Origin of the sequence: Methylocaldum sp. GT1TLB, from assembly GCF_051027445.1 — a bacterium.
Taxonomy (GTDB): Bacteria; Pseudomonadota; Gammaproteobacteria; order Methylococcales; family Methylococcaceae; genus Methylocaldum.
Genome location: NZ_CP194898.1, coordinates 2,220,052 through 2,232,497, shown reverse-complemented (window position 1 = coordinate 2,232,497; position 12,446 = coordinate 2,220,052). Strand labels below are relative to the sequence as shown.

General features: G+C 59.0%; 9 protein-coding genes. 6 read left to right on the top strand and 3 right to left on the bottom strand.

Annotated features, from left to right (window positions below):
• The first annotated feature begins 63 nt into the window (after positions 1-63).
• The 3 genes from ACR2R1_RS09575 to ACR2R1_RS09565 all read left to right on the top strand — a co-directional run bounded on the left by ACR2R1_RS09575 (position 64) and on the right by ACR2R1_RS09565 (position 1,868).
• Positions 64-348 (top strand): succinate dehydrogenase assembly factor 2, encoded by a 285-nt coding sequence (locus ACR2R1_RS09575; protein WP_240502445.1) that lies wholly within the window; start codon positions 64-66, stop codon positions 346-348.
• Positions 349-373: 25 nt separating this feature from the next.
• Complete coding sequence (locus tag ACR2R1_RS09570; RefSeq protein ID WP_143735103.1) at positions 374-727, top strand: protein YgfX; 354 nt, start codon at positions 374-376, stop codon at positions 725-727.
• 448 nt (positions 728-1,175) lie between these two features.
• A complete protein-coding gene (locus ACR2R1_RS09565; RefSeq protein ID WP_077729379.1) occupies positions 1,176-1,868 on the top strand; it encodes a 2OG-Fe dioxygenase family protein in 693 nt (230 codons plus the stop codon).
• A 478-nt stretch (positions 1,869-2,346) separates the two neighbouring features.
• Here the strand turns inward: ACR2R1_RS09565 and ACR2R1_RS09560 are convergent, their stop codons facing one another.
• Positions 2,347-4,086: a hypothetical protein gene (locus ACR2R1_RS09560; RefSeq protein ID WP_434113865.1), complete on the bottom strand. Its 1,740-nt coding sequence runs from the start codon at positions 4,084-4,086 to the stop codon at positions 2,347-2,349.
• Between the two features lie 288 nt (positions 4,087-4,374).
• Here ACR2R1_RS09560 and ACR2R1_RS09555 point away from each other — a divergent pair, with 288 nt between their 5' ends.
• Entirely contained in the window at positions 4,375-5,628 is a 1,254-nt protein-coding gene (locus ACR2R1_RS09555; protein ID WP_434113862.1) for a cysteine desulfurase-like protein, read from the top strand.
• Between the two features lie 176 nt (positions 5,629-5,804).
• Here ACR2R1_RS09555 and ACR2R1_RS09550 read toward each other — a convergent pair whose 3' ends face one another.
• Positions 5,805-6,920, bottom strand: coding sequence for a hypothetical protein (locus ACR2R1_RS09550; protein ID WP_434113859.1), 1,116 nt, complete (start codon positions 6,918-6,920; stop codon positions 5,805-5,807).
• 602 nt (positions 6,921-7,522) lie between these two features.
• Here ACR2R1_RS09550 and ACR2R1_RS09545 point away from each other — a divergent pair.
• Positions 7,523-10,111, top strand: coding sequence for a PAS domain-containing protein (locus tag ACR2R1_RS09545; RefSeq protein WP_434113856.1), 2,589 nt, complete (start codon positions 7,523-7,525; stop codon positions 10,109-10,111).
• A gap of 89 nt (positions 10,112-10,200) precedes the next feature.
• Here the strand turns inward: ACR2R1_RS09545 and glgC are convergent, their stop codons facing one another.
• A complete protein-coding gene (gene glgC, locus ACR2R1_RS09540) occupies positions 10,201-11,424 on the bottom strand; it encodes a glucose-1-phosphate adenylyltransferase (RefSeq protein WP_434113854.1) in 1,224 nt (407 codons plus the stop codon).
• 258 nt (positions 11,425-11,682) lie between these two features.
• On the opposite strand from glgC, the gene ACR2R1_RS09535 reads away from it, so the two are divergent.
• Complete coding sequence (locus ACR2R1_RS09535; RefSeq protein WP_434113851.1) at positions 11,683-12,282, top strand: hypothetical protein; 600 nt, start codon at positions 11,683-11,685, stop codon at positions 12,280-12,282.
• Positions 12,283-12,446 lie beyond the last annotated feature (164 nt).

The following is a 12,446-nucleotide window of genomic DNA, read 5'->3' as shown; positions in this document are numbered from 1 at the left end:
GCCCATATTCGCTACGAGAAGCGCAGGCGTACAGGGGGTACGTTGAGCATCGCAGGAGCGAATATGGGCCGCGCAGTAGTTCTGTTCACCCTCTCTGAGCCGATGAAAGCGGCTCAGCTCCGATGGCGCTGTCGCCGCGGCATGCGGGAACTCGATCTGCTGTTGCAGCGCTACCTGGATAGTGCTTACGATCAAGCGCCGGAAACGGAAAAATCGACCTTCATCCGGCTTCTCGATGAACCGGACGAAAGGCTTTGGCGCTATCTTTATACCGACTGCGTCCCCATAGATTCATCGCTGGCCGAGCTTGTCCTCAAAATCCGTTCCGCCTCTCCGTCTTCTTCTTAATCCGTCCCGCAGCCTGGCCGTCGCCGTGACAGCGGTTCACGCATTGGCGGCGTTTGCGTCCCTGGCCAACCCGCTGCCGGCGTGGACGAGGCTGGGGCTGCTCGGCGCCGTGTTGTTCAGTTTGTTCCTTTGTCGTAGGGAATATTCATTGAATCCGGCCGTCAGGGAACTGGTCCTCAAACCGGGAGGCGAATGCGAGATCTTCCCGCCGTCCGGTATGCAATCCGGAACCGTGCTGGACAGCAGCATCGTCACCACGTGGATAGTCATTTTGCACATTAAAACCGAAACGAAGACACACGCCGTTACGGTGTGCCGCGACGGCATGGACGCCGAGTCCTTCCGGATGCTTCGGGTCTATCTTCGCTGTCGGTATTAGTTCGCGATCGATGGGGTTCGCAGGTTCAGCCGATCCTCTACATACTGCGATTGGAAAATCAGAAAGCGCACAAGACATGATGCCGCTAAATTGCCGGAAGAATATTGAAATGGCGCTGATCGAATACGCATCCTGGCACATATTCACGGCAGCCGGTATTTCTTGCAGTAGTCCGGGTAATCTGAAACTTCTGCCGAGTTTATGGGTCGAAGTTTATAAAATCAGGCGCGTAATCTGTTATCGGATATACGTCCGAACGCGTAACATTATGGTTACGATATTCGCATGAAAGTATCTCACGCTCTTATCGTGCCGATAAACACATAAACTGGCGATCTTATGCCATGTTATAAAGTACTAGGCACGCAGAACTGTTCTACGACGACAAACGGTATCAGGAATTCAAGAGAATAGTGGGAGGCCACCTTTTTTAGGGAGAGCGTGCCCTATGCAAAAAGTATTTGGATCGACTGGATTCGAATTCGGTTTTCTGTTCGTCATGCGGGCGGAAAGAGCCATGGATCCGGAGGCTTTTGAGCCGTTTTTCAGCAGTCTTCCCGTCGACCCTTATATCAAGGGTGACTATCGTCTTCGAAAGCTATCACGGTTCAAGGTTTCTGAGGATGGCATCGTTAAAATGCCGCATGGCTTTCTTTTCCAACCCAAAGAATATAATCCCCTGGTCGGCGGTATAAAACGAGAATTTTCCGAATTGGATGAGGAGCTCGTCAATTTCGGAATGTTCAAAAGCCTACTATCGATATTCAGAGATTTTTGCAGTCTCGATATTGGTACCGAAATAGGCGTTCATCAGATACGAACCACATGCTCCCCGGATAACTTTGGAAATCCGGCGCCAGAAGGTATACACAGCGACGGTGCCGACTTTGTTTGTATCTATTCTATTGACCGGAGAAATATTCAGGGCGGGGAAACGCATCTGTACAAAAATAAAACCGGTAATCCTGTTTTTGACAAAATCTTATACCCTGGAGAACTTTTGTTGATCAACGACCGGAAGTTCTTCCACTATACCAGTCCTATCCAACCTATTGGGAAGAGCGCTGGCCACCGGGACGTATTTGTTTTGACATCTCCGAGCTTGCTTATGGATTCCCGAGAAACGGCAGTTGACCGCTGAGATGGAGCGGAAAAGTCCTCGCGCATTTTTCACCGCGGTTTAGCAGTGGGCATCGCAATGTGTAGGTCGGCAATCCTTTGCCGACAAAGGCCCTCGCCGACGGCGGGTGTCGGCAAAGGATTGCCGACCTACTTCGGGCGCTAAGCCAAACTGCAAAAGCGGGAGTTTTGTGAAGCAGGTTTCCAAACGGGAGCATGGGAAACCTGCTTTACCTGCGTAGATTCCGAAGGGGGCGCTTTATTAATCAGGTCCGTAAATACCCTCCTGGTATTTCGGGCCGCCGCCCAGGCCGGTACACGCCCGGCCTGGGCTCACGCGGCTTGTCGCCGCGCCGGGGCATCCCTGCCCCGGATTAACCCGGCCTATATTTATAGGCCGGGTTAATAATCCCGATTCTTCGACGGGGCTCAGGACCCACGGCCTTAGCTTGCCCGAACCGCGACACCCGTGGTCGACTCTGTCCCGTCCGGAAGCCTCGTTAACGTACCAACCGCTCCAAGCGGCGCAGAATCCCGTCGGGTTCGGCCACCGCCATGCCGGCGATGGCATCGGCACGCGCCTGAGTGTCCGCGACCGCGTAGATTCGCAGTTCGTCGGCGTTGCCGGAAGGCCGCAGATGGGCCACGTCCCCGTTGCGGAATCGTATGCGTACCCCGTCGATGAAATTCAGGGTCGTAATGGCGCCGAAACCGAGATCTGCCGTGAAGAAACCGGTGAGTTCCCGCCGAATCGCATCGAGTTTAGGAATTTCCACATCCGCGGTTTCGAGTTTCCGGCCGTCTGTACTCAGCACCGAGGTACCGTCGGGCGAGAACCGAACCTCGCCGATTGCTGGCTCGGAAGGCGAGAAACGTTTGACGATCTCGAGGCCGACCGATCTCGGAAACTGCTTGAGCAGTGCGGCGCGGCTGTAGCGTTTGGGTAATGAAGCGAACAGCTCGGTTAGACCGAGTCCCTGTTCCCGGCCGGCACAAAGCACGGCGAGAATGGGCAGGACGGCGTCGCGCGTGGGCAGCGCCTTGAGGGTCTTGCCGTTCCTGAGGATATCCGAGCCGGTCAGAAATCCGCCATTGGCTTCCCAGCCGCAGACTGCTTTTTTGCCGCGCGCACGCGCGGCTTCCATGCCGGCAATGACGAACGGCGAACCGATGCGCGTCTTGGGTTCGGTGATGTCCTTGAGCGCGCCTCGGTCTATGCCATCGTTGCAGCTGATCGGTACGACCGCGGCATCTGCCCCCAAATATTCCGCCGTAATCATCCCCACCAGATCGCCCCCGAAAAAGCGCACGGCGGAGGTTTCGGGATCAACGCCGAGAATCAGCGGACGATCGCTGTCGCCATCGGTGGAGACTACGGCATCGATCCGGCCGTGTTTCGCCACGGTTTCGTCGAACAGCGTCTGAATAACCGTGAGCTGTTCCGCATTGATGTTTTCGGTATCGATCGGGACGAAGGTTTCGCTGCGCCCGGCGACGACGACCTCGGCGCCGAGTTCGCGCAGGATTTCGACCACGAGATCCCGTCCCACGGCCGAATGCTGGTACACCAGGAGGCGTAGCCCTTTCAGCGACTCGGCACCGAAGAAATCCGCGTAGCGCTTGATGTAGGCGGTGGCGGCCTCGCCGCTTTCGGCGGAGAGTTCGAGGTGGCCAGCCTTGAACTGCCCGTGCTCATCGAACAGGGAATCGGCAAAAGACTGGCCGTATAGCTTTTCCCGCACCTCCCGCACCTTTTCGTTGATGGGCTGCTCATGCTGTTTCAGCAGCTCCCCGCGCGATGTGTTGGTCTTGTATCCGTTGCGGTCGAAAGGGATATGGCTGCCCGTCACCATGATACTGCCCTTGCCGCGCGACACGGCATAGTAGGTCAGCGCCGGCGTCGGAATGCGGCCGAGATTCACCGGCCTCATGCCGGCGGTGCGGATGGCGCACTCGACGGCTTGGGCAAGTTCTCCGCGCCGAGGTTCCCCGTCGATGAAGCGGCTGGAACTGGGGCGCAGATCGTAGGCGAAAAAGAAATCCTCGCCGCGCACGATGCCGCCCTCGGCAAGCGGCAACGATTGCAGGTATTCGAGCTCGGCGAGGGCATTGATGAAGATTTCCAGTTGGCTGAGGTGAATCAGCAGGCCACGGCGCCCGCTGGTTCCGAATTGTAGTGTTTGCGGCTCATGCTCCAGCCGCGAACGAAGCGATTCTTCTCGAGGAATAACGGATGTCATGTTGGGCAGGTGTGTCCATGGTTCGAATATCGCCTAAGTGTTCCATCAACCGGGCGACTGGGCAAGCCGAGCGCAGATCCGACCGGGGAGAACGACGGACTTTGAAAAACTGGTCACAGGCTGATTTCAAACCAAATCGAAACCACCGCCCCGGATTCGACCGAAACGAGCGTCTCATCCTTCGCCGGCATCCTTTGTGTTAACCTGTCCGCGGTCCAATGCTAAGACCGACGAAAAACCGGTTGGCGCTCCGATGGACAGGCCGACCGTATCACAGAGGAGTCCGCCATGGCGTCTATTGATCTCGAATGGATACGTTCCCAGTTCCCGGCACTCGCTCAAGGCACCGGCAGCCAGCGCCCCGTTTTCTTCGATGGACCCGGCGGAACCCAAGTGCCTCAATCGGTGATGGATGCCATGAGCCGCTATCTGGCAACATCCAACGCCAATGCGCATGGCGCTTTCGTCACCAGCCGGCGGACCGATGAGTTGATTGCCTCGGCTCGCGCCGCAGTCGCTGATTTTTTGGGTTGCAGTCCCGATGAAGTGATCTTCGGCGCCAATATGACGACGCTCGCCTTCGCTTTCAGCCGAGCCATAGGGCGCAGCTTGAAGCCCGGCGACGAAATCGTCGTGACGCGGCTCGACCATTACGCCAATGTTTCCCCTTGGTATGCGCTGGAAGAAGTAGGCGCGGTGGTCCGCGTGGTCGATATCCATGTGGAAGACTGCACGCTCGATATGAGCGATCTGGAACGGCAGCTCAGCGACCGGACCCGCGTGGTCGCCATCGGATATGCTTCCAACGCGGTCGGCACCGTCAACGACGTTGCTAAAGCGATACGTCTGGCCCATGCGGTCGGCGCACTGGTTTTCGTCGACGCGGTTCACTACGCTCCGCATGGCCCGATCGACGTACGCGCCCTCGATTGCGATTTTCTCACTTGTTCCGCCTACAAATTTTTCGGTCCGCATGTCGGCATCCTGTTCGGCAAGCGCGAGCATCTCGCCCGCTTTCGGCCTTACAAAGTGCAACCGGCTCCGGATGAAGTCCCTTCGTGCTGGGAAACCGGAACCCTGAATCACGAAGGCTTGGCCGGGCTGATTGCGACGATCGATTATTTGGCGGAACTCGGCCGGCGTGTTTCGTCTTCCCCAGAAAACCGCCGCGACGCCTTGATCGTGGCGATGGAAGCAAGCCGGCAATACGAACGTCGCCTGAGCGAACGCTTGATTCAGGACCTGTTGCAAATAACCGGCCTGAAGCTTTATGGCATAACTGACCCTGCTCGCTTCGACTGGCGAACGCCGACCGTTGCCATAACCCTAGCCGGCCACACGCCCTATGCGGTCGCCGAACGATTGGGCGATCGCGGCATCTTCACCTGGCACGGCAATTTCTATGCGCTCGGCCTTACCGAAAAATTGGGCGTCGAATCGACGGGCGGCCTGCTGCGAATCGGGCTTTTGGCCTACAACACCTTCGACGAGATCGATTGTTTGTTGAATGCGCTGGACGAAATCAGCGCCGCTTCGGCCTGAAGCGGCCGAAGCGGCACTTTTTATTTCCTGGTCAGCGTATCGTTCCGCCATTGCCGGTATGCGGGGCGATTTCTAAAACGATCCCGCGATATCGCCGATTGCTGTTTAGGACGGAATCTTCCCGGCCGTTTGCACAGCGATCACCGTTCGCGATCAAAGGTGCCGCTCCATCGACCCTATCGTCGCCGCTGTCCGTCCGTAGCGCCGTCGTCGTCGCCTTCATCATTATCGTGATCGTTGCCGCCGTCGGTCGGCGTAGCGACGGCTACCCCTGTCGGCTCCACGATATTCGGATCGGTAATGGAAGTCAGCAAGGCGCCGGTGTCGGCGTCGTACACGTTCAGGGCGTTGGCGAAGTATTCCGGGACGTACAGCTTGGTCCTGTTCGGATGCAGTGCCATTTGATCCATCCCGTAGAATCCGAACGTCACCGAAATTGGAATCGACAACCGCGGCCTGGCGCCCAATTCCGCTGTCGCGGCCTTATAAGAGAAAACATCCACGAAACCGTCGTAGCTGCTTCTGGCAAAAACCCGGTCCCCGGCCGGATCGACGAAGCCCGAAATTCCGAAGTTCCCGGATAGGGCGCTTGTATTGACTCGCTTCAACCCCGGCACCGTAAACGAGGTTATATCGCCGGACAAAGTGGTGACGACGAGACCCGAGCGACCGTCCGGGGCGCAAAAGACGTTGTTGGGTTCGTCATTGAGAGACAAGACCTCGCCGGTATCCGTTAAGGCGCCGTCGCCATCGATCATCAGCCGGCGCACCGTCCCGCTGGTAGAGGTCGCCAGCACCGAACCGTCGCGGCAGACATCCACCGAATTGGTGTCGGAGTCCACCGATAAGGTTTGGATTTCGCGCTGGGCGGCGATATCGATGACCGAAATCGGTTGAACGGCGTTGCCATCGGACGCCACCAAATATTTGCCGTCGGGGCTGATCGACAGATCCTCGCCAAAATTGGAGATGCGAATCGGATTGGTGCCCTCGGCAAGGCGGGGAGGAGATGCGGTCAAGTCGATGACGGAAACTTCATTATTGAAGTTGGTCACAAAACCCCGTTTCTGATCCGGCGTGATGAGCACATCGCCGATGGTGCCCGGAGGTATGGGCACCGTTCCCAGCACGCTATCGGTGTCCGCATCGAATACCGTGACCGTGGATTCGGTGTTATCCGCCACCATACCGAGAGTCCTGGCGGAAACCGCGGGCGACTGTAAGGCCAAGGCCATGACCGCGCCATTGAGTACCGCCATCAGGCGCATCCTTTTTCCGTAATCGTTTGTCATGATTATCCATCCCTGTCGATGTGAGAGACAGCCGCCGTTTATGCGGCCTCCAAGTCCACGCTGCCGCTATGGCGAGACGACCCCCGATAGGAACGTCTATCCAGTACGGCCTCGCAGCCGACACACGAAGTTCGGTCGGAGAAAAAGATGTAAAACCTTTAGACAGGTTTTGCATCGGACCATTCGCATCGGACCCGAGAATTTGCGTAGAGTGCCCGCACCTTGCGGTAGACACATCTTCCAGGCAGTATGGACACCAGCGCTCTTAGGGAAGCTCTGATTAAGTCCTTCGACAGGCCTGTCCTGAGCCAAGCCGAAGGGCATGAACGGAATCCACTTGTTCAGAGCTTCCTTAAGGACGCTCGATCGTTTCGCTGGTGTTCAGGCACGACGCCGGCGTCTGTGTGCGGGACGGAGCGAATCGCAAACGGGCTTTGAACTTAGAGCATGACAATCGCTCTATGGGGCAATGCCGTTTGAATTACAACAAACATATTCTCTGCGATGGTTGAGCAGCGCGGCCAGGGTAATCACGCTATGCGTCTGACAGTGCGGTTTGGGAGACACCGCGCCGCGCTGTGTGCGGTTTCCGGGGAATGAACATGGACATCGCCGTGCCCATGGCCGTTCGAAAAGACCCAGGACAGACTTGCCGACCCACCGTTCGGGTGCATCCGAAAGCCGGTTTCGGACTGAACTCGGCGGCGCGGTTTCGGCGGTGGCTCGTATCGTGGAGCGTGCGACTAACGCTCTTCCTGTGCTTGATCGTGCCCTGCTTGGTGCGGGCCGAGCCGGATCGTCCTCTCGTTGTCGGATCGGAGATCGGTTTTCCGCCCTATGCCGATGTCGATGCCGAGGGCCGACCGACCGGTTTTGCCGTCGAGCTGTTCGCCGCGGCGGCTGCGGCGGCGGATATTCCCGTCACTTTTCAGCCGGGCCGATGGGACACCATCTGGCAAGCCTTAAAGTCGGGCGAACTAGATGCTCTGCCCCTGGTCGCAAGCATCGACGAACGTGAAGGGCAGGTGGAATTCACCCGGCCGCATACCATCGGCTACGACAGCTTCTTTGTCCGCAAGGAACGCCCGCGCATTCATGCCGTCGGCCAGGCGCGCGCCCTGAGCATCATCGTCCTGCGCTCGGATACGGCTCACCAGGCCCTCGTCAGCCGCGGCTTCACCCATCAACTGGTGGTCGTCGACAATCTGGCCGACGGCTTTCGTCTGCTGGCCTTGGGGCAGCACGATGCCGTATTGGCGCCGAGGCTGCAGGGAGACATGCTGGTGCAGACGAGTGGGCTCGCCGGAGTCATCGAAGCAGGTCCGCTGCTCAAGGATTACCGGCGCGAGTTCTGTTTCGCGATACGCAAAGGTGATATCCAACTGCGCGACCGTCTCGATCGGGGCCTCGCGATCGTCCAGGCGAGCGGGGAGTACGATCGGCTTTACAGGAAGTGGTTGGGCATCTACGAAACCCCGACGTTTCCGGTCAAACACGTCGCCTGGGGCGCGGGAGCGATTGCCGTCCTGCTGGCGCTCCTGGGCCTTTGGACCAGACAACTGCGCCGGCAGGTGGCGCTCCGCACCGCCGAACTGGGCCGGGCCGTCGCGGCCGTGCAGGCGGAACGCGAGCGGCTGCATGATGTGCTACAGGCACTTCCGGTTTCCGTGGTATTGCTGTCGCGAGACTACCGGATCGTGTTCGCCAATCGCTTCTTCGAACAGCGCTACGGCAAGGCATTCGGGCGGCGCTGCCACGACTACCTGTTCAACCGTGCCGAGCCTTGCGAGGTCTGTGAGACTTTCAAGGTCCTGAAGACGGACGCGCCTCTGGATTGGGAGTGGACCGGCCCGGACGGTTACGACTACCAGATTCACGATTTTCCGTTTACCGACACGGATGGTTCTCCGATGATCATGGAGGTCGGCATCGATGTCACCGAGATCAATCGGGCCAAGCAGGCCCTGAGGGAAGCCAATGCGTCGCTGGAACAGCGCGTCGCCGAGCGCACGGCCGAACTGGAGGCGGCACGACGGGAAGCGGAAGAGGCACGCGACCTCTTGCACGTAACCATGGACAATGCCCCGGCCCTGATGTCCTATATCGATGCCGACGGCCGATACCGCCGCGTCAACAAGGCCTATGAGCAATGGTTCGGTTACGGCTGCAAAGAGATGTATGGGCGTCGTATCTGGGATGTCCACGGCGAAGCCGCGTGGCAGTCCCTCGCTCCTTATGTCGAGAGGGCTCTGACGGGAGAACGGGTCGCTTTCGAAATTCCGGTGTCCTACGCCGAAGGCGGAAAGCGCTGGATTCAGGCCACGTACTCCCCGGATCTCGATGCGGCAGGGCGGGTCCGAGGATTCGTGGCGCACGTGGTCGACATCACCGAGCGCAAACAGGCCGAAGATGCGTTACGCGAAACCGACCGGCGCAAGGACGAATTCCTGGCCATGCTCGCCCATGAACTCCGAAATCCCCTGGCGCCGATCCGCAACGCCGTTCAAATCATGCGCAGGCTGGGGGCGGCGGATGCCAAGCTGCCATGGGCGCGAGACGTGATCGATCGCCAGGTCGAGCACTTGACCCGGCTGGTGGACGATCTCCTGGATGTCTCCCGGATCAGCCGCGGGAAGATCGAACTCAAGAAAGAACCGCTTGCCCTGGCCGATATCGTGCAGCGGGCGGTGGAGACTAGTCGGCCGCTGATCGAGGCCCGTCGGCATCGATTCGCCGTGCATCTTCCGCCGGAATCGGTCAGCGTCGAGGGCGACCTGGTCCGTCTGGCGCAGTCGGTGTCGAATCTGCTCAACAATGCCGCCAAGTACACGGACGAAGGGGGGCAGATCACTCTGACCGTCGAGCCGTCCGAATGCGATGTCACGATTCGGGTCCGCGACACCGGCCGCGGCATCGATCCCGCGCAGGCAGCCAGCTTGTTCGACTTGTTCTATCAGGTGGATCACACCCTCGACCGGGCCGAAGGAGGCCTTGGGATCGGCCTCTGCCTGGTGAAACGCCTGGTGGCGATGCACGGCGGCGACGTATGGGCTTTCAGCGAGGGACTGGGTAAGGGTAGCGAGTTTGCGATTCGCCTGCCGCGCTTGCCGGAATACCCGGCGGTTCATCCTCTTGCCGTTCGGGGCGGCGCCGGCGAGCGGCGGATCTCGCAGCTTGGGCCGTCATCTTGAGGTCGGGACGTAAGGCTTGCAATCGCCCTACGGCCAGTATCCGGTGCGGGTTGTTCGCGCCGGAAAGCCGGAGCGTTCCGGCCGGTCGATCAATAAACCGAAGCCGAGCCGCGCTTGCCTTTCGGTACGATGGTGATCCGGGGCGGGGATGCCGGACTTTGGTTTTTGTCGAGATATCGTCCGTCGCCGATGACGGAACCGGGCGGAATGATGTTGTAGCGATCGACGATGGTCCGGCGAAGTTTCGAGCCCCGGCCGATGACGGTGTAATCCATGATGATGCACTCGTCGATATCCGCGTCCGGCTCGACGATCACTTCGCGCCGAATCACCGAACGGTTGATCCTGGCGCCCCGGATAATGGTGCCCGCGCCGAGAATGCTGTTCCGGACTTCGCCGTCGATGATGCGGGTGTCCGGGCCGAGATAATTGTCGGAATAGATCGGCCAGCTCGGATTGAAAATCTCAAAGCGTGGTTCCGCGCCCAGCATATCCATATGAGCCGCGAAGTAAGCCTCGATCGTGCCGACATCGCGCCAGTAAGGCTGCTCTTCGTACGGTTTGATTCCGGGGACCTGGTTCAAGGCGAAATCGTAAACGCACACCTTATGCGTGTGGATCAGCCGCGGCAGGACGTCCCGCCCGAAATCCTGTTCGCTGCATGGCCGAATGGCTTTGAGCGTGTCGATCAATACCTCGGTGCTGAAGATGTAATTGCCCATGGACGCGAGCGCTCTCCGGGGATTGCCGGGCATCGGCCTCGGGCTGGCCGGTTTTTCCTCGAACTCCGCCACCCGCCCGGTATGATCGGGACGGATGATGCCGAAGGCCGAGCATTGCTCCAGCGGCATGGGCAGAGCGGCGACGGTGACATCCGCGTGTTGATCGAGATGAAAGCGGACCATTTGATTGATGTCCATGCGATAGACGTGATCGGACCCGAACACGGCCACCACGTCGGGGCGGTGATGATCGATCAGCCCCAGATTCTGGTGGACCGCATCGGCGGTGCTTTGGAACCAGTCCGGTCCGTCCCGCATCTGGGGAGGCACGACGGTGACGAAATGTCCCGCAATCAAATGAGATATCGACCAAGCCCTGCGCACATGCTCGATCAAGGATTGGGACTTGTATTGGACGAGCAGGTAAATCGAATGGATTTCGGAGTTGACCAGATTACTCAGCACGAAATCCACGATGCGATACCGGCCGCCGAACGGAACCGCCGGTTTCGAACGTTCAGCCGTGAGTGGAAGAAGGCGGTTGCCCGCGCCGCCAGCCAAGACCATGGCCAAGACTTTGGGGGGCGCCATTATTAGGCCTCTGTTGTTTTAGTTGAACAGCTCGGATAGCAAACAAACACGATTATCTTTCCGGACGTCCCTGGCAATACGGACGATTACTGACGGCTAGACCTTGCCGGCAATTTCCGCCACGATTCGTCTTCTTGCGAATGCGAGGGGGCCGGTATGGTTTCGGCCGATGTCCGCATAAGGAACGCTTTGACCGGCACCCGACTCCAAGCCAAGGCTTCTTGCCAATCCAATCTTTAAGGTATCAACGCGATGTCCATGTTCAGGTTTTTGCCCGGAATCCTCGTCGTGGAAGCGGCGACGGTCGGCGTGGTAATGGCGGCGAGAGGGGCTTCCGGCGAGACGGACTGGGTTCCGCTCGGGTTGCTCGCCTTCATCATCACGCTGCTGATTTCCGTGTGGTTCGGCTCTATCGCCGATCATGTGAAGAAAGACGCACTGGCCGAAGCCCGGAACAGCTTTGCCCGAGAACGGGAGAATCTCTTGGTCGCCGCGGAAACCGATAAGCGGGCGACGCTCGAGGAAACTCATCAGCGGCTGGTCCGCGAAGTGAGCCGCGCCAACCGCAGGGCCAATATCAAACTCGGCCTCGGGCTTTTCGCTCTCCTGAGTATCGGAGCGATCCTCTTGGCCATCGAGCTGGTGACGGTGGGTTTGCTGACGTTCGCCGCTGCCGGCGGCGCGGTCGCGGGTTATCTCGTTCGCAGCCGGCAGGACTCTCTAGCGTACCAGCAGAAGACTGGCCAAGGCGCGCCGCCGCCTCAGCTCGATCGCGTGATCGAGGTCAAGCAGGCGACACCGATGTCGCGCCGCCTCATCCGGCAGAGACGTCGGGACGAAGAGAATGATGGGCGTTAGACGGTATGTGGGAGCGGGCTTCAGCCCGCGACTGAAGGCGCCGAACAGATCGCAGGTCGGCAATCCTTTGCCGACAAGGCCCGCTTGCCGACCCAGGGTGTCGGGAAGGGATTCCCGACCTACTATAGCCAGGAAGTGCTATACCAGACCGGAAAATGTGGGAG

What these genes read in the sequence shown, in the direction of transcription:
- ACR2R1_RS09565 (WP_077729379.1), top strand. Translation starts at nt 1,176, where the DNA reads ATGCAAAAAGTATTTGGATCGACTGGATTCGAATTCGGTTTTCTGTTC.
- ACR2R1_RS09535 (WP_434113851.1), top strand. Translation starts at nt 11,683, where the DNA reads ATGTTCAGGTTTTTGCCCGGAATCCTCGTCGTGGAAGCGGCGACGGTC.
- ACR2R1_RS09575 (WP_240502445.1), top strand. Translation starts at nt 64, where the DNA reads ATGGGCCGCGCAGTAGTTCTGTTCACCCTCTCTGAGCCGATGAAAGCG.
- ACR2R1_RS09545 (WP_434113856.1), top strand. Translation starts at nt 7,523, where the DNA reads ATGGACATCGCCGTGCCCATGGCCGTTCGAAAAGACCCAGGACAGACT.
- glgC (WP_434113854.1), bottom strand. Translation starts at nt 11,424, where the DNA reads ATGGCGCCCCCCAAAGTCTTGGCCATGGTCTTGGCTGGCGGCGCGGGC.
- ACR2R1_RS09560 (WP_434113865.1), bottom strand. Translation starts at nt 4,086, where the DNA reads ATGACATCCGTTATTCCTCGAGAAGAATCGCTTCGTTCGCGGCTGGAG.
- ACR2R1_RS09555 (WP_434113862.1), top strand. Translation starts at nt 4,375, where the DNA reads ATGGCGTCTATTGATCTCGAATGGATACGTTCCCAGTTCCCGGCACTC.
- ACR2R1_RS09550 (WP_434113859.1), bottom strand. Translation starts at nt 6,920, where the DNA reads ATGACAAACGATTACGGAAAAAGGATGCGCCTGATGGCGGTACTCAAT.